This is a genomic window from Phaeovulum vinaykumarii, from assembly GCF_900156695.1.
Lineage (GTDB): Bacteria > Pseudomonadota > Alphaproteobacteria > Rhodobacterales > Rhodobacteraceae > Bieblia_A > Bieblia_A vinaykumarii.
In genome coordinates this window covers 79,441-99,338 of the sequence record NZ_FTOM01000005.1, presented here as the reverse complement: position 1 = coordinate 99,338, position 19,898 = coordinate 79,441, and the positions used below count along the sequence as shown (strand labels likewise).

At 70.1% G+C, this 19,898-nt stretch carries 15 protein-coding genes, 2 pseudogenes and 1 riboswitch; of the genes and pseudogenes, 8 read left to right on the top strand and 9 right to left on the bottom strand.

Annotated features, from left to right (window positions below; all coding sequences use genetic code 11):
• Window positions 1-15: 15 nt before the first annotated feature.
• The 5 genes and pseudogenes from ybeY to BW949_RS11160 form a co-directional block, all read left to right on the top strand.
• Window positions 16-516: pseudogene (gene ybeY / locus BW949_RS11180) on the top strand (rRNA maturation RNase YbeY); the annotation flags it as partial.
• 242 nt (window positions 517-758) lie between these two features.
• Window positions 759-1,661 carry a CBS domain-containing protein gene (locus BW949_RS11175; protein ID WP_076366094.1) on the top strand — a complete coding sequence of 301 codons (903 nt, stop codon included), beginning with the start codon at window positions 759-761 and terminating at the stop codon, window positions 1,659-1,661.
• A gap of 241 nt (window positions 1,662-1,902) precedes the next feature.
• Complete coding sequence (gene lnt / locus BW949_RS11170) at window positions 1,903-3,747, top strand: apolipoprotein N-acyltransferase (RefSeq protein WP_083947731.1); 1,845 nt, start codon at window positions 1,903-1,905, stop codon at window positions 3,745-3,747.
• A 33-nt stretch (window positions 3,748-3,780) separates the two neighbouring features.
• A riboswitch (SAM-SAH riboswitch) is annotated at window positions 3,781-3,829 on the top strand.
• 8 nt (window positions 3,830-3,837) lie between these two features.
• Window positions 3,838-5,004 carry a methionine adenosyltransferase gene (gene metK / locus BW949_RS11165; RefSeq protein WP_076366092.1) on the top strand — a complete coding sequence of 389 codons (1,167 nt, stop codon included), beginning with the start codon at window positions 3,838-3,840 and terminating at the stop codon, window positions 5,002-5,004.
• A gap of 269 nt (window positions 5,005-5,273) precedes the next feature.
• Window positions 5,274-5,891, top strand: coding sequence for a lytic transglycosylase domain-containing protein (locus BW949_RS11160; RefSeq protein ID WP_076366282.1), 618 nt, complete (start codon window positions 5,274-5,276; stop codon window positions 5,889-5,891).
• A gap of 292 nt (window positions 5,892-6,183) precedes the next feature.
• On the opposite strand, the gene BW949_RS11155 is transcribed toward BW949_RS11160, so the two are convergent.
• Window positions 6,184-6,786: a lipid-binding SYLF domain-containing protein gene (locus tag BW949_RS11155; RefSeq protein WP_076366090.1), complete on the bottom strand. Its 603-nt coding sequence runs from the start codon at window positions 6,784-6,786 to the stop codon at window positions 6,184-6,186.
• 232 nt (window positions 6,787-7,018) lie between these two features.
• On the bottom strand, window positions 7,019-8,017 hold the full coding sequence (gene hemB / locus BW949_RS11150) for a porphobilinogen synthase (RefSeq protein ID WP_076366088.1): 999 nt from the start codon (window positions 8,015-8,017) through the stop codon (window positions 7,019-7,021).
• A 333-nt stretch (window positions 8,018-8,350) separates the two neighbouring features.
• Here hemB and BW949_RS11145 point away from each other — a divergent pair, with 333 nt between their 5' ends.
• The 3 genes and pseudogenes from BW949_RS11145 (at window position 8,351) to BW949_RS16545 (ending at window position 13,465) form a co-directional block, all read left to right on the top strand.
• Window positions 8,351-8,905: a hypothetical protein gene (locus BW949_RS11145; protein WP_076366086.1), complete on the top strand. Its 555-nt coding sequence runs from the start codon at window positions 8,351-8,353 to the stop codon at window positions 8,903-8,905.
• A gap of 122 nt (window positions 8,906-9,027) precedes the next feature.
• On the top strand, window positions 9,028-12,636 hold the full coding sequence (mfd, locus tag BW949_RS11140) for a transcription-repair coupling factor (protein WP_083947730.1): 3,609 nt from the start codon (window positions 9,028-9,030) through the stop codon (window positions 12,634-12,636).
• A gap of 62 nt (window positions 12,637-12,698) precedes the next feature.
• A pseudogene (locus tag BW949_RS16545) lies at window positions 12,699-13,465 on the top strand (IS5 family transposase).
• Between the two features lie 92 nt (window positions 13,466-13,557).
• Here the strand turns inward: BW949_RS16545 and BW949_RS11125 are convergent.
• The 7 genes from BW949_RS11125 to BW949_RS11095 all read right to left on the bottom strand — a co-directional run bounded on the left by BW949_RS11125 (window position 13,558) and on the right by BW949_RS11095 (window position 19,669).
• Window positions 13,558-14,721 (bottom strand): MFS transporter, encoded by a 1,164-nt coding sequence (locus BW949_RS11125; RefSeq protein WP_083947747.1) that lies wholly within the window; start codon window positions 14,719-14,721, stop codon window positions 13,558-13,560.
• A 126-nt stretch (window positions 14,722-14,847) separates the two neighbouring features.
• Window positions 14,848-15,468, bottom strand: a complete 621-nt coding sequence (locus BW949_RS11120) for a LysE family translocator (protein ID WP_076366084.1) — start codon at window positions 15,466-15,468, stop codon at window positions 14,848-14,850.
• A 152-nt stretch (window positions 15,469-15,620) separates the two neighbouring features.
• A complete protein-coding gene (locus BW949_RS11115) occupies window positions 15,621-16,805 on the bottom strand; it encodes a molybdopterin molybdotransferase MoeA (RefSeq protein WP_076366083.1) in 1,185 nt (394 codons plus the stop codon).
• A 20-nt stretch (window positions 16,806-16,825) separates the two neighbouring features.
• On the bottom strand, window positions 16,826-17,290 hold the full coding sequence (moaC, locus tag BW949_RS11110) for a cyclic pyranopterin monophosphate synthase MoaC (protein WP_076366081.1): 465 nt from the start codon (window positions 17,288-17,290) through the stop codon (window positions 16,826-16,828).
• Window positions 17,284-18,069, bottom strand: coding sequence for an indole-3-glycerol phosphate synthase TrpC (gene trpC / locus BW949_RS11105; protein WP_076366079.1), 786 nt, complete (start codon window positions 18,067-18,069; stop codon window positions 17,284-17,286). Before trpC ends, moaC begins: the two co-directional genes overlap by 7 nt.
• Window positions 18,069-19,079 (bottom strand): anthranilate phosphoribosyltransferase, encoded by a 1,011-nt coding sequence (gene trpD / locus BW949_RS11100; RefSeq protein ID WP_076366077.1) that lies wholly within the window; start codon window positions 19,077-19,079, stop codon window positions 18,069-18,071. The genes trpC and trpD overlap by 1 nt, the downstream gene beginning before the upstream one ends.
• The gene (locus BW949_RS11095; RefSeq protein ID WP_076366075.1) at window positions 19,076-19,669 is read right to left on the bottom strand and encodes an anthranilate synthase component II; all 594 of its coding nucleotides are present in this window, start codon (window positions 19,667-19,669) and stop codon (window positions 19,076-19,078) included. The genes trpD and BW949_RS11095 overlap by 4 nt, the downstream gene beginning before the upstream one ends.
• Between the last annotated feature and the right edge of the window lie 229 nt (window positions 19,670-19,898).

The window sequence follows — 19,898 nt, the reverse complement described above, 5'->3', positions numbered from 1 at the left end:
CCTTAAAGCGATGCCATGGAACCTCTGGTTGATACGCTGATCGAGGAGCCCCGCTGGGACGGGATCGACCTCGAGACATTGGCCGACAGGGCGGCGCGTGCCGTTCTGGCGGCGCTCGATCTGCCGGGCACGGGCTTCACCCTGGCCTGCCTGGCCTGCGGGGATGCCCGCATCGCGGCGCTGAATGCGGAATTCCGCGGCAAGAACACGCCGACGAACGTGCTGTCCTGGCCCTCGGAGGAGCGCGGCGCCGAGGTGGCGGGCGGGCGGCCCGATCTGCCCGCGCCGGGCAGCGCGATCATGCCCGCCGAGCTGGGCGATATCGCCATCGCCTGGGAGACCTGCGTGCGCGAGGCCGCCGAGCAGGGCAAGCGTCTTCAGGACCATGTGACGCATCTTCTCGTTCACGCAATGTTGCATCTTCTGGGCTATGACCATCTCGAGGAGGCGGATGCCGAGGTGATGGAAGCGCTCGAGACGCGGATCCTGGCGGGGCTGGGGATTGCCGATCCCTATGCCGATCCCGCCGCGGCGGCCGAATTCCGCGCCGCGGATCCGCTGGCCCCTGAGGGCGGGGCCGCCGGGGCGCCCGCGGGTGCTGCCCGCCCCGATGTCTCTGGCCCCGATGTCTCTGGCCCTGACGTCGCCGGTTCTGACGTTTCCGGCCCCGATACCGCCCCCGATCCTGCCCCCGATGGTGCCGCCCCCGGCACCGTTCTTTCCAGGGCCGGCCTGTCCGGTCTTTCCGAGGACGCCTGATGTCACATCCCGCCGACGACCCGTCGCAGGACGCCGAAACCGACCCCCACTCTAGCCCCGAGGCCGGGGGCGCCGATCAGGCGCCGCGCGGCCTCCTGGGGCGGCTCTTCGGGGTGCTGAACCCCGAGGGCGAGGATCCCCCCGCCGCCGAACCCGCCCCGCGCGCCGATCGCGCGGGCCCCACGCCGGGGATCGGCAATCTGCGCAACATGCGCGTCGAGGATGTCGCCATTCCCAAGGCCGAGATCGTGGCGGTGCCGGTGACGATCACGCTCGAGGATCTGGTGCAGATCTTCCGCGAGAACGGCTTTTCCCGGCTGCCGGTGTTTCGCGGCACGCTCGACAGCCCGCTGGGGCTGATCCACCTCAAGGATCTGGCGCTGGAACAGGGCTTTTGTGCCCAGCCGGGCCGGTTCTCGCTGCGCAACCTGTTGCGTCCGCTGCTCTATGTGCCGCCGTCGATGCCGATCGGGGTGCTGTTGCAGAAGATGCAGAGCCAGCGCATCCACATGGCGCTGGTGATCGACGAATATGGCGGGGTGGACGGGCTGGTCACGCTCGAGGATCTGATCGAGCAGGTGATCGGCGAGATCGAGGACGAGCACGACGAGACCGAGGACGGGCTGTGGCTGGCCGAGAAGCCGGGCGTCTATCTGGCCCAGGCGCGCGCGCCGCTCGAGGATTTCGAGGCCGAGATCGGCATGGCGCTGGTGGCGGACCCGGCCGAGCGCGATGAGGTCGACACGCTGGGCGGGCTTGTCTTCATGGCGCTGGGACGGGTGCCCGCGCGCGGCGAGGTCGTGGTGCTGGAAAGCGGGGTCGAGGTCGAGGTGATCGACGCCGACCCGCGGCGGATCAAGCGGTTGCGGTTGCGGCTGCCGGTCCGGGGGGGCGACGGCTGAACCGGCCCGCGGCTGGCCGTCACTGCGGCGGGATGCGCGGCGCAGTGCCCGTGCGGTTTCGTCGTCTGGGCACGGCCCGGTCGTGACGCTGTGCGGGGCGCCGCGACGGGCGGATGCCGGGATCTGGCGGACGGGAGCCGGTTGGCGGGATTTGCAGGGGCTTGATCCTGGCCGCGGTTGCCGGTTGCCGGTGGCAGGACGGCGGCGGGATCGGGGCGGACCTGACGGGGGAAGGGGTCTCATGCGGGACGGGCAAGGCACGCGGCGCCTGGGGCGGTTACATCGGATCTGGCCTGCGCTTGGGCGCGGCGGTCTTGCCGCCGGGCTCGGGGCGCTTGCCGCGCTGGGGCAGGCGCCCTGGGGGCTCTGGGGGCTGTCGCTTCTGGCGCTGGCGGGGCTTTTTGCGCTGATCGGACACCGGGTCGCGGCGGGTGATCGGGTCGCCACGAGGGATTGCGCGCCTTCGGCACGCCCGGGGGCGCGGGCCCGGCCTGCGGCCGGGCCCGCGCGGCGCCTGTGGCGGGCGATGCGCGGTCCTGCGGGGACGGCTTTCTGGGCCGGGCTTGGCTATGGTGCGGTGGCGCTGTCGTGGATTGTCGAGCCGTTTCAGGTCGAGGCCGAACGCTATGCCTGGATGGCGCCTTTTGCGCTGGCGGCCATGGCCGCGGGCATGGGGCTGTTCTGGGCGCTGGCGGGGGCTTTGGCGGGCGCTTTGGCCGGGGTGGTTTCGGCGGCCACGCCGGGCCGTGCTTTGGGGGGCGCCGCAGGCGCAGGGGCGCCGCTTCGGGGCGTTCAGGGCCCTGCGGCGCTGGTCTTTGCGCTGGGGCTGGTCCTGTCGGAAGCGCTGCGCAGCGTGCTCCTGACCGGCTTTCCCTGGGCACTGGTGGGGCATGTGCTGATCCCCACGCCGATGGGCCAGATCGCATCATTGGGGGGCGCGCTGGCGCTGTCGCTGGTCCTGACCCTGGCGGCGGCGGCCCTGTCGCAGTTGCGGCCGACGCCCGCAGGCGCGGCAGCCCTGGGGGGGGTGATGGGGCTTTTGGGGGGCGGCTGGCTCTGGGGCGCGGCGCGGCTGGCCGAGGCCCCCACCGCCCCCGTCGCGGTGCCCGCCACCGCCGAGACGCCCGCCCATTTCGAGACGCCCGCGCCGGACGATCCGGCCGCCGCCCGTCCCGCCGGGCGCATCCGCATCGTCCAGCCCAATGCCGCCCAGGCGCTCAAATGGCAGCCCGATCACGCGCGCGGCTTCTTCTTTCGGCTGCTGGACCTGAGCGCCGGTGTCACCCCCGAGCCCGGCCCCGGTGCCGATCCGCCGTTCGCCCCCCCCCCGCCTGGCACGCCGCGCCCGGATCTGATCATCTGGCCCGAGACGGCGGTGCCCTATCTTCTGGACGAGGCCCGGATCGCCCGCGAGATGATCGCCGAGGCGACGGGGGGCACGCCGGTCGTGGTGGGCATCCAGCGCCGCGACGGCCCGCGCATCTACAATTCGGCGGCGCTGATCGGGGCCGGCGGGCAGGTGCTGTCGGTCTATGACAAGTTCCACCTGGTGCCCTTCGGGGAATACATGCCGATGGGCGATCTGCTGGCGCGCCACGGCATCTCGGCCTTTGCCGCGCAGGAGGGGCATGGCTATACCGCCGGGCCCGGCGCGCGGCTGATGGATCTGGGGGCTCTGGGGCGCGCGCAGCCGCTGATCTGCTATGAGGCGGTCTTTGCCCGCGACCTTCTGGCCGCGCCGGCGCGCCCCGACTGGCTGATGCAGATCACCAATGACGCCTGGTTCGGCACGCGCTCGGGGCCCTGGCAGCATCTGGCGCAGGCGCGGCTGCGCGCGATCGAAACCGGTCTGCCGCTGGTGCGCGCGGCCAATACCGGCGTCTCGGCGGTGATCGACGCGAAGGGGCGCCTTCTGGCCACGCTGCCGCTGGATCGGGCGGGCGTTCTGGATGCCGACCTGCCGCCCGCGCTTCCCGCCACGCTTTATGCACGCACAGGCGACAGGCCGGTCGTGGCGGGTCTTCTGTTGATGATAGCCATTGTCACCTTCCTGTCATGGCGCCGCAGGCGGCACGCTTTCGATTGACCGCCGCTCCGGGCAGGTCTAGGCATTCTCCTCGAACCGCCACAACGGCTTCCTGGCGTGGCGGGGATAATCCATCGGAGCATGTCCCAAATGACACGACAGAACTACATCTTCACCTCCGAGAGCGTCTCGGAGGGCCATCCCGACAAGGTCTGCGACCGGATCTCGGATGCGGTGCTCGACGCCTTCCTGGCCGAGGAGCCCAACGCGCGCGTCGCCTGTGAGACCTTTGCCACTACCAACCGTGTGGTTGTCGGCGGCGAAGTGGGTCTGTCGGACCCCGACAAGCTTGACCAGTTCATGGCGTCGGTGCCGCAGATCGTGCGCGATTGCGTCAAGGATATCGGCTACGAGCAGGACGAGTTCCACTGGAACACGCTCGAGGTGCAGAACTACCTGCACAAGCAATCGGCCCATATCGCGCAAGGCGTGGACAAGGACGGCGCCGGCGATCAGGGCATCATGTTCGGTTATGCGACCGACGAGACGCCCGAGATGATGCCCGCGCCGATCCAGTATGCGCATGCGATCCTGCGCCGGCTGACCGACGCGCGCAAGTCGGGCGCCGAACCCGATCTGCGCCCCGACGCCAAGTCGCAGCTGTCGGTGCGCTATGAGAACGGCGTGCCGGTCGGGGTGACCTCGATCGTGCTGTCGACCCAGCACGCCCACGAAGGGCAGAGCTCGGACGACATCCGCGCCATCGTCGAGCCGCATATCCGCGCGGTCCTGCCCGACGGCTGGATCACCCCCGAGACCGAATGGTGGGTCAACCCGACCGGCACCTTCGTCATCGGCGGTCCTGATGGCGACGCGGGCCTGACCGGGCGCAAGATCATCGTCGACACCTATGGCGGGGCTGCCCCCCATGGCGGCGGGGCCTTCTCGGGCAAGGACCCGACCAAGGTCGACCGCTCGGCCGCCTATGCCGCGCGCTACCTGGCCAAGAACGTGGTCGCCGCCGGTCTGGCGAAACGCTGCTGCATCCAGGTCAGCTATGCGATCGGCGTGGCCAAGCCGCTGTCGATCTATGCCGATACCTATGGCACCGGCGCCGTCCCCGAGGCCGAGATCGAGCGCGTCGTCGGCCAGGTCATGGACCTGACCCCGCGCGGCATCCGCACCCATCTGGACCTGTGCAAGCCGATCTATTCGCGCACGGCGGCCTATGGCCACTTTGGCCGCGCCCCCGAGGCCGACGGCGGCTTCTCCTGGGAGCGCACCGATCTGGTCGAGGCGATCAAGAAGGCGCTCTGAGGCGCCGTTGCGGGCCGTTCTCGCGGCCCGCCTGTCACACCTTTGCGCACGCCCCCGGCCCAGTGTCGGGGGCGTTTGCCGTTCGGCAAGGGCCCGCATGGGCGCGCGGGCGGGCAGGATCTTGCCGCCCCGCGGGGCCCAGCGCGCAAGAGAGGCTTTGCGCCGCGCCTGGAATGGATATATTTATGCGCAGCTTTTCCAGGCAGCACGCGGGAGATCCGATGAACGCAGACGCTCGGTTGCAGGTGGCCCAGGGGGCCGGGCGCCGCATGCGGCCCGTGGGGGCGCTGGGGCGCAGCGCGGTGGCGCTGGCCGGTCTGGGGCTGATGCTGGTGCTGCCCGAGCCGGTGATGGCCGAGGGGCTGTCACTTTCGGGGTCGTCGTCGAAATCGCGCCGGTCGCTCTTTGCCGCGCAATCGCGGCTGCTTGATACCCGGCTTTCGGATCAATATTCCAACTCGGACCGGCTGCGGCCGGAAGGGGCGGCGCGGGCCGCCGCGATCCCGGCCTATCGCGGCAATTACAAGGGTGAATTCCTGGCCGCGGCCAAGGCGGCGGCGCGGGCGCATGGCGTGCCCGAAGACCTGTTCCTGCGTCTGGTGCAGCAGGAAAGCGGCTGGAACCCCGGCGCGGTGTCGCCCAAGGGGGCGCAGGGGCTGGCGCAGCTGATGCCGGCGACGGCGGCCCGGCTGGGGGTGAACGCGGCCGATCCGCATGACAACCTGCGCGGCGGCGCGCGCTATCTGCGCATGATGTATGACCGTTTCGGCAATTGGCGGCTGGCGCTGGCGGCCTATAACGCCGGCCCCGAGGCGGTGGCCAGATACGGCGACGTGCCGCCCTATGCCGAGACCCGCAATTACGTGTCGGTCATCCTGGGGTCGTGACGTTTTCTTCTCGTGACGTTTTCGGTGCGCAAACGCCCCGGCGCGCATGACCTCTGCGGCGCGCGCTCCAGCCGCGCGTCGTGCCTGCCCCCCATCGTTCTCGTCCTGCCCCCGGACCTCAGGCCGCGCGCCGCCTGCCGACCGCGGACCGCACGCGCCGGCAGCCCTGACGCGGTCAGGCGCGCGGATGCGGGGCCGATCCGGGCCCGCTCGCCCCAGACGGAAAACGCGCCCCCAAGGAGGGCGCGTTGCGGGTCTTCGCGGATCGGTGCCGGCCCTGGCGGGGGCCCGATCACGGAATGATGCGGGTGTATTTGGTGCCCTCGAGCGTGGCGCCCGCGATCAGCCCGGCCTGGCCGAACACCAGCGCGATGACCGGCGCCAGCGTGGTCGTGGTCTCGGTCGAGATCGCGCCGCCGCGGTCGGGCAGGGCATAGCGGGCATCGGCCCCCAGCGCCCAGCCATCGGCGCGGCGGAAATCGGCCAGCGCCTTCTGGGTCATGAAGAACAGCGCATGGGCATATTGCTGGGCGCCGATCTGGAAGCCGAAGCTGGCCGAGGTGGCCGAATAGTAATCCACCGTCACGTCGTTGATGCGCAGGGCGCCGCGGCCATAGGCGCCGCCGATGCCGAAGCCCGCTTCGGTCATGAGCGGCATGTAGAGGATGCCGACCGCCTTTTCCATCAGGTCGCGCGTGCCCGGATACTTGTTGCGCAGGTAGTCGCGGGTGGCATCGACCCGGGCGTCGATGCGCGCGCCGCCCTGGCCGCCGACGCCGTTGCCGCAGGCGGCCAGCCCGGCCGCGCCCATGCCAAGGACAACCAGCCGCCGCGACAGCCCCGAAGCCGGTGCGACGCTGGGCGCCACAAGCGAAATGTCATGCAGGTTTTTCATCTGACTGCTCCGCAATGAATAGGTCTTTGTCGGCCCTTTTGCCACAATCTCTAGTCGATCTTGCAGGGGCTGTCACCGCCTGTTGTGCGCTCGGTTCCTAAAATGCGCAAAGCCCCGCCATCCGGCCGGGCCGGGGCGGCGGGGTGTTGCCTGTTCGGATCGGGCCAATGCGGGGAAGGGCCCAGGTTCGGAAGGGCGGGGGGCAGACACGCGCGCGCCCCGCCCGCCCGGCTCAGTCCTTCAGCAGCCTGGCCACGCGCGGCGCGAAATAGGTCAGCACCCCGTCACAGCCCGCGCGGCGGAAGGCCAGCAGGCTTTCCAGCATCACCGCCTCGCCGTTGACCCAGCCATTGTTGGCCGCGCCCATCAGCATCGCATATTCGCCCGACACCTGATAGGCATAGGTCGGCACGCCGAAGCTGTCCTTCACCCGGAAGCAGATGTCGAGATAGGGCATGCCGGGTTTCACCATCACCATGTCGGCCCCGTCCGACAGGTCGCGCGCGATCAGCCGCAGCGCCTCGTCGGTGTTGCCGGGGTTCATCTGATAGGTCTTCTTGTCGCCCTTGAGCGCGCCCGAGGCGCCCACCGCGTCGCGGAACGGGCCATAGAAGGCCGAGGCATATTTCGCCGCATAGGACATGATCGTGACATCGCGGTGCCCCGCGGCCTCGACGGCCGTGCGGATGGCGCCGATGCGCCCATCCATCATGTCCGACGGGCCCAGGATGTCGGCGCCCGCATCGGCCTGCGCCATCGCCATCTTGACCAGGCATTCCACGGTCTCGTCGTTCAGGATCACGCCGTCGCGCACCAGACCGTCATGGCCGTTGGAATTATAGGGGTCGAGCGCGATATCGGTCATGATGGCGACCTCGGGCACGCGGGCCTTGATCGCGCGGATCACGCGGTTGGACAGGTTGTCGGGGTTCCAGGCCTCGTCGCAGGTCTCGGTCTTCAGGCTCGGATCGGTGAAGGGAAAGAGACAGATCGCGGGAATGCCCAGCTCGGCGGCTTCCTCGGCGGCGCGCACCGCACCGTCAAGCGTGCGGCGCACCACGCCCGGCATCGAGGGCACCTCGACATCGGCGCCGGGGACATCGGTGATGAAGATCGGCCAGATCAGATCCTTGACCGACAGCCGGTGCTCCTGGGCCAGGTCGCGCAGCGCGGCCGAGCGGCGCATGCGGCGCAGGCGGGTGACGGGAAAGGGTGGGACGATCGGGTGCATGGCACGGCCTCCTTGCCGAGGGCTTTTGCTTTTGGATAGAGGGGTGACACGGATCGCGGGGCATCTCAAGCCCCGTCCGCCGCGCGGGGGCCCCCGCGGCCGGGGCCGCGGCATCGTGACAATGGCCGGGGCCGGGGCATCATGGCAGCGGCCGGGGATGACAGGTCCGGGGATGACAGGACCGGGGACGACAGCGACTGGGGACGACAGCGACCGGGGCCGCGGCATCATGGCAGAGGCGGGAGGGTGTTCCCCCCGCTCCGGGCTTCCTCTAGGCTCGGGACGAAATCGTCCCCGCCCGCGCAGGGTGGGGCAGCAGGGGGAAGACGGCGCGTGAACCTGACCGGCGCACTCTTCGAGGCGATCGACATGCGGTCGTTCTCGAACCTTTGGTATTGGATCGCCCTGGCGGTTCTGTGGTCCACCGCCTCGCATTGGGTGATCGGGGTGCCCTTCGATCTGATCCAGCGCGCCCGCCGCCGCGGCGGCGCGGCCGTCGACGAGGTGGGCGCGCTGCTTGTGCTCAATGCGCAGAGGTTCGCCCGGATCTGGCACGAGGGTGGGCTGGCGCTGACCATGGGGGTCAGTTTCGCGCTGGCCTCGGCCATGCTGCTGGGCTTCTGGTATGACGTCGAATTCGCCCAGGCCGTGGTGCTGATGGTGGGGCCGCTGCTGATCGTCTGGGCGATGACGGTGCGCCGCGCGCTCGAGATCGAGGCGGCGATGAGCGCGGGCCGGATGGAGCCGCGGGTGATGCTCAACATGCTGGTGCTGCATCGGCTCAAGGTGCAGGTGGTCGGCATGATCGCGGTCACCTTCACCGCCTTCTGGGGGATGATGCAGAATTTCGACATCGGCCTCGACATGTTCCTGGCGCCCGCGCTCTGAGCCGCAGCACGCGGGCCGGGGGCCGGGGGGCGGGTGCGGGCAGGACTCGGGGCGGGCAGGACTCGGGGCGGGCAGGACTACGGGCTTGACATCGCGCGCCCCTGCGATACCTCGCTGTCCCCATGACCGCCCCTGAACATTACATCCTTTCCGGCGCCCCCGAGGGCTATGACGCCTGGCTTGTGGCGCGCGAGCTGACCCAGGGGCGGGCGGTGATCCATGTCGCGCGCGATGACCGCCGGATGCGGGCCATGCGCGCCGCCCTTGCCTTTGCCGCGCCGCAGGCCGTGGTTCTGGAATTTCCGGCCTGGGATTGCCTGCCCTATGACCGGGTCTCGCCCAATCCCGACATCTCGGCGGCGCGCATGGCGACGCTGGCGGCGCTGGCGCAGGGGCTTTCGGGGCCGGTGGTGGTGCTGACCACGCTGTCGGCGGCGATGCAGCGGGTGCCGGCGCGCGCCACGCTGCAAGGCGCGGCCTTCTCGGCCGTCGTCGGCGGGCGCATCGACGAAGCGGGCCTGCGCGCCTTTCTGGTGCGCATGGGCTTTTCGCAGGCGCCCACCGTCTCCGAGCCCGGCGATTACGCCATTCGCGGCGGCATCATCGACATCTTCCCACCGGGGGCGGGCGGGCCGGTGCGGCTCGATCTTTTCGGCGACGTGCTCGACGGGGCGCGCCGCTTCGATCCGGTCACGCAGCGCTCGACCGAGAAGCTGTCGCGCATCGACCTGGCCCCGGTCAGCGAGGTGATCCTGGACGACGCCGCCATCACCCGCTTTCGTCAGGCCTATCGGGTGGAATTCGGCGCCGGCGGCAGCGATGACCCGCTCTACGAGGCGGTGTCGGCGGGGCGCAAGCATGCCGGGATGGAGCATTGGCTGGGCTTTTTCCATGACCGGCTCGAGACGCTGTTCGAGTATCTGCCGCAGGCCGCGGTGGTGCTGGACGATCAGGCCGATGCGCAGGCGGCCGTCCGCTGGGAGACCATCGCCGAGCAATACGACAGCCGCCGCGAGGCGCTGAGCCGCCGCGACCGGCTCGATTCCGTCTACAAGCCCGCGCCGCCGGGCCTCCTTTATCTCGATGACGCGGGCTGGCGGGCGGCGCTGGCGCCGGCGCGCGTGCTGCGTCTGTCGGTGATCGCGGCCGCCCCCGGCCCCAATGTGCTGAACGCGGGCGGGCGGCTGGGGCGCAGCTTTGCCCCCGAACGCCAGGCCGAGAACCTGTCGCTCTTCGGTGCGCTCAAGGATCACGTTGTGGCGCGGATGCAGGCGGGGCCGGTGGTCATTGCCTCGTTTTCGGGGGGGGCGCGCGAACGTCTGGCGGGGCTGATGGCCGACGAGGGCCTGGCCGGCGCGCGGCTGATCGAGGACGCCCGCGAGATCGGCGAGGGTCTCAATCTGGCGGTCTGGGCGCTCGATCAGGGTTTCGAGGCGCCCGCGCCGGATGGGCGCACCGGCACCGACGGCCGCCCGCGCGAGATCACCGTGATCTCGGAACAGGACGTGCTGGGCGACCGGCTGGTCGGCAATCCGCGCCGCAAGCGCCGGGCCGAGAATTTCCTGACCGAGGCCCAGAGCCTGAGCCCCGGCGATCTGGTCGTGCATGTCGAACATGGCGTGGGCCGTTATACCGGGCTTGAGACGATCACCGCGCTGGGGGCGCCGCATGATTGCCTGGCGCTGGAATATGCCGGCGGTGACCGGCTTTATCTGCCGGTCGAGAACATCGAGCTGCTGTCGCGCTATGGCCACGAGGAGGGCCTTCTCGACAAGCTGGGCGGCGGTGCCTGGCAGGCGCGCAAGGCCAGGCTGAAGGAACGCATCCGCCAGATCGCCGAACGGCTGATGCGGGTGGCGGCCGAACGGGTGCTGCGTGCGGCCCCGGTCATGGCGCCCGAACATCACGACTGGGAGGCCTTCTCGGCCCGGTTCCCCTGGCAGGAGACCGACGACCAGCTGGCCGCGATCGAGGACGTGCTGACCGACATGGCGGCGGGTCGGCCGATGGACCGGCTGGTGGTGGGCGATGTGGGCTTCGGCAAGACCGAGGTCGCCATGCGCGCGGCCTTCGTGGCCGCCAGTGCCGGCGCCCAGGTCGCGGTGATCGCGCCGACCACGCTGCTGGCGCGTCAGCATTTCAAGACCTTTGCCGAACGTTTCCGCGGCACCGCGCTCAATGTCCGCGCGTTGTCGCGGTTCGTCTCGGCCAAGGAGGCCGCCGCCACCCGCGCGGGTCTGGCCGACGGGTCGGTCGATATCGTGATCGGCACCCATGCGGTTCTGGCCAAGGGGGTCAAGTTCCACAACCTGGGCCTGATCATCGTCGACGAGGAGCAGCATTTCGGCGTGGCGCACAAGGAACGCCTCAAGGAGATGCGCTCCGAGGTGCATGTGCTGACGCTGACCGCAACGCCCATTCCGCGCACGCTCCAGATGGCGCTGTCGGGGGTGCGCGACCTGTCGGTGATCGGCACGCCGCCCGTGGACCGGCTGGCGATCCGCACCTATGTGTCGGAATTCGACACGGTGACGATCCGCGAGGCGCTGTTGCGCGAACGCTACCGCGGCGGGCAGAGCTTCTATGTCGTCCCGCGCATCAAGGATCTTCCCGAGGTCGAGGAATTCCTGAAGACCCATGTCCCCGAGGTCAGCTATGTCGTGGCGCACGGCCAGTTGTCGGCGGGCGATCTCGATGAACGGATGAACGCCTTCTACGACGGCAAGTATGACGTGCTGCTGGCCACGACGATCGTGGAATCGGGGCTCGACATTCCCACCGCGAACACGATGGTCGTGCACCGCGCCGACATGTTCGGCCTGGCGCAGCTCTATCAGATCCGCGGCCGGGTGGGGCGCGCCAAGACCCGCGCCTATTGCTATCTGACCACGCGTCCGCGCCTGCCGCTGACGCCCCAGGCCACGCGCCGGCTGCGGCTTCTGGGCAGCCTCGACAGCCTGGGCGCGGGCTTCACGCTGGCCTCGCAGGATCTGGACCTGCGCGGCGCGGGCAACCTGATCGGCGACGAGCAATCGGGCCATATCCGCGAGGTGGGCTATGAGCTTTACCAGCAGATGCTCGAGGAGACGATCGCGCGGCTGAAATCGGGCGAGATCTCCGCCCCCGAGGACGACGACGCCTGGGCGCCGCAGATCAATCTGGGCGTGCCGGTGCTGATCCCCGACAGCTATATCCCCGATCTGGACGTGCGGCTGGGGCTTTATCGGCGGCTGTCGGGGCTGGCCCGCAAGGTCGAGTTCGAGGGCTTTGCGGCCGAGCTGATCGACCGTTTCGGCCCCCTCCCGCGCGAGGTCAACACGCTGCTTCTGGTGCTGCGCATCAAGGCGATGTGCAAGCGCGCGCGGATCGCGCGGCTTGATGCCGGGCCCAAGGGGGCCTCGATCGCCTTTCACATGGACAAGTTCCCCAACCCCGCCGGTCTGGTCGACTTCATCGCCGCCGAACGGGGGGCGGCGCGGATTTCCGGCAACAAGCTGGTGGTGACGCGGGCCTGGGCGACCGAGGCCGACCGGATCAAGGGCAGCTTCGCCATCGCGCGCGAACTGGCCAGCCATGCGCGGGCCGGGACCGAGGCCAAGGCCGCTGAGGGGAAAGGTGGTGAGGCCAAGGGCGGCGCGGCCGCGCCGAAGCCCGCGACCCCGGCTGCGCCGAAGCTCGCCGCCCCGAAAGCCGCGCCCAAGCCCGCGACGGGCAAGGGCAGGCGGCGCTAGGCTCCAGACCCATTGATTTCAGGCTTCTGACGTGATTCAGGCTCCGCGAGAAGACCTGATCGATGAGCAATCATTACTGGCTGACGGACGCGCAGGACGAACGCGCAGATGGAGCGCCTCAAGCCGTTCTTTCCCAAAAGCCATGGCAAGCCCCGCGTCGATGATCGGCGCGTCCTCAGCGGCATCATCTTCATCAATCGCAATGGTTTGCGGTGGTGCGATGCGTCGAAGGTATATGGCCCGGCCAAGACCTTCTACAACCGTTGGAAGCGCTGGAGCGATAACGGAGTCTTCGCCCGGATCATGGTGGGCCTGACCGCCGAAAGTGCCGAGCACAAGACGATCATGATCGAGTGAGCCTGCGCAAGTATCTCAAGGCACACCGCACCGCATCGAGCCTGTGCGTCAAAAAGGGGGGCGCGGGCGCCAGATCGGCGCACAAAAGGAGGCATGAACACCAAGCTGCAAGCCGTTGCCGATGCCAAAGCGCGACCGATCGGGTTCTTCATGTCGGCCGGGCAGGTCAGCGATTACACCGGCGCGGCGGCGCTGCTGGGCAGCCTGCCGAAAGCGGCCTGGCTGCTCGCCGATCGAGGTTATGATGCTAATTGGTTCAGAGAATCGTTGAAAGACAAGGGGATAAAGGCTTTCAATCCCAGGTTGAAAGCCCCGCAAGAAGGCGGTCAAATACGACAAGCGCCGCAACCGCATCGAGATCATGTTCGGCCGCCTCAAGGACTGGCGACGGGTTGCTACCCGATACGACCGATGCCCGGAGACTTTCTTCTCCGCCATCGCCCGTGCCGCAACAGTCCTCTTCTGGCTCTGAAACTCAATGAGTCTGGACCCTAGGGCGCAAGCAGCTCAAGCGGAGATGAACTGCGGCCGGGGAGCGGGCCCTCGGCGCCTGCGGGGGCCGTCTCAGCCTTCGCCTTCCAGGGTGCGCGTCATCAGCAGGAAAGCCAGCCCCGAACAGATCGTGGCGCCGATGGCCAGCGGGATCGGCGTGCCGTCGAAGCTCTGGCCGACCAGGGCCGCGATGAAGGCCGCCAGCACCGTCGCCACCGCCGAGACCGCCGAAGCCGTCAGCCCCGCGATATGGCTGGCATGTTGAAGGCACAGCGCATTGAGGTTGCCGAAGGTCAGCCCGGCCATGAAGAACAGGCTGACCGCCCAGGCAAAGAACACGTAGAACGCCAGCGGATGCGCCAGCAGCCCCAGCAGGAACGCCCCCAGCATCGCCGTCGAGATCAGCGCCTGGAGGCCATAGGCCCCCAGCACCATCCGCCGCATGCCCAGCCGCACCACAAGCACCGCATTGGCCCCCGCCGCGCCGCCCGCCAGGATCGCCATCAGCATGAACCATTGCGGAAAGCTCTCGCCGCGCCCGAAGGTGTCGGCAAAGATCTGCTGCGCCGAGGACAAGAGCGCATACATCTGCCCGAAGCCCAGCGTCAGAACGGCGGTGTAGATGCGGATGTTGGGGTTCGAGAAGACCTCGCGCGTGCCCGACACCAGCAGCCCCAGCCGCAGCGGCCGGCGCCGGTTCTTGGGCAGGGTCTCGGGCTGGCGGGCCAGGAACCACACCAGCCCGATCAGGCCGAAGACGACAAAGGACCAGAACACCCCGCGCCAGCCGGAAAAGCCGATGATGAGCTGCCCGATCGAGGGCGCAAAGGCCGGGATCATCACGAAGACGATCATCACGATCGAGGTCACCCGCGCCATCTCGCGGCCCGCATACATGTCGCGCACCAGCGCCAGCCCCGCGATCCGCGGCCCGGCCGAGCCGAAGCCCTGCACGAAGCGCGCGACCAGCAGCATCTCGAGGCTGTGGGCCATGCTCGCCGCGACGGCGGCCGCGATATAGATCACGATGCCGCCTGCGATCACCGTCCGCCGCCCCAGCGCATCGGACAGCGGCCCGGTGATGAAGGTGCCAAGCCCCATCCCCAGCACAAAGGACGCCAGCACCAGCTGCGCGCGGTTGGCGGCCTCGGGGATCAGCGTGCGCGCGATATCGGGCAGCGCCGGCAGCATCGCGTCAATGGAAAAGGCCACCACCGCAAACAAGAGCGCCAGCATCGCCGCGAATTCGGCCATGCCCAGCGTGGGCCGCGCATTGGGGCCGGAATGGTCGTCAGGCGTGGGGCTTTGTCCTGCGGTTTCGGGGGCGCTTTCGGGGGTGGCGGTCATTGGGTCTCCTTTGTCTCAGTTGCGCGCGCCGGCGGCCAGTGCCAGGCCGATGGCGGCAAAGCCCGCCGCCATCGTCCGGTTGAAGCCGCGGGCATGGGCGGCCAGCCAGGGCGCAAGGCGGCGCGCGCCGATGGCCAGCGCCAGCTCCACCGCGGCCTCGATGACGGCCAGCGTCAGCCCCAGCGTGATCGCCTGCGGCCAGAAGGGCGCGCCGGGGTCGATGAAACCGGGCAGGAAAAGCGTGAAGAAAAGCAATGTCTTGGGGTTCGAGACCATGACCGCGAAGCCTTGCGCGAAGAGCCGGTGGCGCGGCGGCAGGACACGGGCCGCGCCCGCCGTCCGCCCGGCAAATCCCGGTGCGCGCCACAGCCGCCAGCCCAGCCAGATCAGATAGCCCGCCCCGATCAGCCGCAGCGCGGTGAACAGCGTCTCGGAGGCCGCCAGAACCGCCCCCAGCCCGATCAGCGAGGCCGCGACCATCCCCACCATCGCCAGCGCCGCCCCGGCCACGGTGAAAAGCGCCCGCTGCGGCCCGAACCTGGCCCCATGGTCGAGCGCCAGCAGCGCATTGGGGCCGGGCGTCAGGGAAAGGGCCAGCGCCGCCAGCGCAAACGCAAGCCACAGATGCAGGCTCATGTCTCGGGGTCCGGTTCGGGAAATGCTCTCCCCCGTGCTAGCGGCGCACCGGCACCAGCGCAAGAGGCAGGCCGCGCATGCTTTCGCGCGCATGCCCGGCATGCGGCACGGCGCGCGCGGGGCTCCGAGGCGCCCCTGGGGCGTGGGGGGGATTACAGCGGCAGGAAGTCGACCTCGGCGCCGGTGGGCAGGGCGGGGCCATTGGCGGGCTGGATCACCAGCGCATCGGCCTCGGCCAGAAGCCGCTGGCGCCCGGCATCCTGATGGGCAAAGGGGGTCAGCACGGGCTGTCCTTGCGCGTCGCGCGCAAGCGTTGCCCGCAGGTAATGGCGGCGCGGGCCATTGGCGGGCAGGGGCGCGCCCAGCACCCCGCGGTCGGGACGGGGGCGTGCCTCCAGCCCCTGCATCCGCGCCAGCATCGGGCGCAGGAACAGGGTCGCCGTGACCAGCGCCGAGACCGGGTTGCCCGGCAGCCCCAGCATCGGCACGCCGTGGCGCCGCCCCGCCATCAGCGGCTTGCCCGGCCGCATGGCAACGCGGGCGAAGTCAAGCTCCAGCCCCAGTTCGGCGGCATGGCGCGCCAGCACGTCATGCGCGCCGACCGACGCCCCGCCCGAGCTGACGATCAGATCACAGCCCGCGCTGAGCGCCAGCACGTCCGACAGGCTTTCGACACTGTCGCGCGCCAGGGGCAGCATCCGCGGCACCCCGCCCGCGGCCGTGACCATCCCCGCCAGCGCGAGGCTGTTCGAGGCCACGATCTGCGCCGGGCCCGGATCCTCGCCCGGCCAGACCAGCTCGTCGCCCGAGGACAGGATCGCCACCTCGGGGCGGCGATGCACGCTCACCTCGGCCAGGTTCATCGCCGCGATCAGCCCCAGATCGGCGGGGCGCAGCGGACGGGCGGGCTGGAAGCTGTCGCCTTGCGCGAAATCCTGGCCCTGCGGGCGGATATGCGTCTCGCGCGGCAGGGGATCGGGCAGGGTGATCGTGCCGGCCTGCGCGCAGACCACCTCCTGGATGATCACGGCCGCGGTGCCGGGGGGGACGGCCGCGCCGGTGAAGACGCGCGCCGCCGTGCCGGGGGGCAGCGGGCCCGAAGGCGTGGCGCCCGCGGGGATCTCGGGGCCCAGCGCCAGCCGCGCGCCGGGGCGCAGGTCGGGGGCCGCAACCGCATAGCCATCCATCGCCGAGGCCGCGAAGGGCGGCTGGTCGGCGCGCGCGGTCACCGGCGCGGCCAGCACCCGGCCCAGAGCGTCGCGCAGCGCCACCGTTTCGGCGCCCAGCGGCGCCACCAGCGCCAGCACGCGCGCAAGCGCCTCTTCCACCTCGATCATCGCGCGCGTCCCCCGCTTTTTCAGTCGGCCGCCTCCCAGCGCCCCGAGCGCCCGCCCTCCTTGAGGCGCAGCGCGACCGCTTCGATGCGCATGCCCTTGTCGGCGGCCTTGAGCATGTCATAGAGCGTCAGCGCCGCCACCGAAACCGCGGTCAGCGCCTCCATCTCGACGCCGGTCGGGCCGGTCGTCTCGACCGTCGCAGTGATCTCGACGCCCGGCAGCTCGGGCGCGGGGGTCAGCTCCAGCGCCACATGCGACAGCGCCAGCGGATGACAAAGCGGGATCAGATCGGCGGTCTTCTTGGCCGCCATGATCCCGGCCAGCCGCGCCACCGCCAGCGCATCGCCCTTGGGCCCGACCAGCAGATCCAGCGTGCCGGACGCGGTCACCACGCGCCCCCCCGCCACCGCCCGGCGCCGGGTGGCGGGCTTGTCGCCCACATCGACCATATGGGCGTGGCCCTTGTCGTCGAAATGGCTCAGCATCCCAGGATCGCGCGGGTGGCGGCGGTCACGTCCGCCTGGCGCATCAGGCTTTCCCCGATCAGGAAGCGCGCCGCGCCCTGGCGGGCCATGTCGTCCAGATCGGCGGGGGTGAAAAGGCCGCTCTCGCAGACCAGCTCGCGCCCGGCCAGCATCGGCGCCAGTTCGCGCGTGACCTCAAGAGAGACATCGAAGGTCTTGAGATTGCGGTTATTTATCCCGACCAGCGGCGAGCGCATCGCCAGCGCGCGCGCGGCTTCCTCGCGGTCGTGGACCTCGATCAGCACATCCATCCCCCAGTCGATCGCGGCCGCCTCCAGTTCCGCGGCCAGCACGTCATCGACCGCGGCCAGGATGATCAGGATGCAATCGGCCCCCCAGGCGCGGGCCTCGGCCACCTGATAGGGATCATAGAGGAAATCCTTGCGCAAGGCCGGCAGCGCACAGGCCGCGCGCGCGGCCCGCAGATACTCGGGCGCGCCCTGGAACGAGGGCGCATCGGTCAGCACCGACAGGCAGGCCGCGCCCCCGGCCTCATAGGCGCGCGCCAGCGCCGGCGGGTCGAAATCGGGGCGGATCAGGCCCTTCGAGGGGCTGGCCTTCTTGATCTCGGCGATCAGGCCCTTGCCGGGGCCGTCCACCTTGGCCGACAGTGCCGTCCGGAAGCCGCGCACGGGCGCGGCTGCCCGCGCCTCGGCCTCGATGGCCGAAAGCGGGCACGCCCGCTTGGCGGCGGCGATTTCCTCAAGCTTGTAGGCCCGGATGCGGTCGAGGATATGCATCACGCCGCCATCGCCGCCTTGAGCGCCTCGAGCCGCGCGCGCGCCGCCCCACTGTCCAGGCTCTCGCGCGCCATCTCGACGCCCGCCTTCAGATCCGCAGCCTTGCCCGCGACCTTGAGGGCTGCGGCCGCATTGAGCAGCACCGCGTCCCGATAGGCGCCGGTCTTGCCATCGAGAAGCGCGGCAAAGGCCGCGGCATTCTCGGCCGGCTCGCCGCCCACGATCGCCTCGAAGGGATGGACGGGCAGGCCCGCATCCTCGGGATGGACCTCGAATTCGGTCACGGCGCCGTCCTTCAGCTCGGCCACCCAGCTCAGCCCGGCGATCGACAGCTCGTCCGTCCCGTCCGCGCCATGCACCAGCCAGACCGCCTCCGAGCCCAGCGCGCCCAGCACTTCGGCCATCGGCCGCAGCCAGGCGCGCGAGAAGGCGCCGGTCAGCTGGCGCGTGACGCCCGCGGGGTTGGTCAGTGGGCCCAGCAGGTTGAAGACGGTGCGCGTGCCCAGTTCCTGGCGCGTCGGCATGACATGGCGAATGGCCGAATGGTGCATCGGCGCCATCATGAAGCAGATGCCGGCCTCGCGCAGGGCCCGCGCGGCCACTTCGGCGCCCTGCATCACGTCGATCCCCGAGGCGCTGAGCGCATCCGCCGCCCCCGATTTCGACGACAGGTTGCGATTGCCGTGCTTGGCCACCGGCACGCCCGCGCCGGCCACGACAAAGGCCGTCGCGGTCGAGATGTTCAGCGTGCCCTTGCCGTCGCCGCCGGTGCCGACGATATCCATCGCGCCCGGCACGCCCGCGACGGGGGTGCATTTCTCGCGCATGACGCGGGCGGCGGCGGCGATCTCCTCGACCGTTTCGCCGCGCACGCGCAGCGCCATCAACAGCCCGCCCATCTGGCTGGGCGTCGCGGCCCCCTCGAACAGCGCGGCAAAGGCGGCCTCGGCCTCGGCGCGGGTCAGCGGACGCTCTGCCGCGATGCCGATCAGGTGCTTGATGTCGCTCATGCTGCCGCCTTTCCGCCGATCCCGGCGCGGTTCAGGAAGTTGCGGATGATCCGGTGTCCATGCTCTGAGGCGATGGATTCGGGGTGGAATTGCACGCCCTCGATCGGGGCCTCGCGGTGGCGCAGGCCCATGATCATGCCGCCCTCAAGCGCGGCCGTGACCTCAAGGCAGTCGGGCAGGCTCTCGCGTTCGACGATCAGCGAATGATAGCGCGTGGCCGCGAAGGGCGAGGGCAGCCCCTCGAAGACGCCCTGGCCCTTGTGGTGGATCTGGCCCATCTTGCCGTGCACGATCTCGCCGGCGCGGATGACCTTGCCGCCGAAAGCCTGTCCGATGGTCTGATGCCCCAGGCACACCCCGAACAGCGGCACGCCGGCTTCGGCCGCGGCCAGCGTCAGCGGCAGGCAGATGCCGGCCTGCGCGGGGTCGCAGGGGCCGGGGCTCAGCACGATGGCGCGGGCGCCCATGCCCATGGCGTCCTGCACGTCGATCGCGTCGTTGCGACGCACGACGACCTCGGCGCCTTCCTCTCCGAAATAATGGACGAGGTTGTAGGTGAAGCTGTCGTAATTGTCGATCAACAGAAGCATCGGCGCGCGGTCCTTGCTGGCCCGGTCAAAGGACGGTAAACCGGGGCTTGCGTTCGGTTCTGTTTGCCCGCGCTTGCGCGTCGGGGTCAAGGGCGAAGGCGCCGCGGCCCCATGGCGGAAGCGGGCGTGACAGACGGACGCGGCGTGCACAAACGGGCGGCAACAGCCCGGAACATGCGGCGCGAGGGATCGGGGGTGCGCATTGGTCCACGGGCCGGGCGGGCCCCCG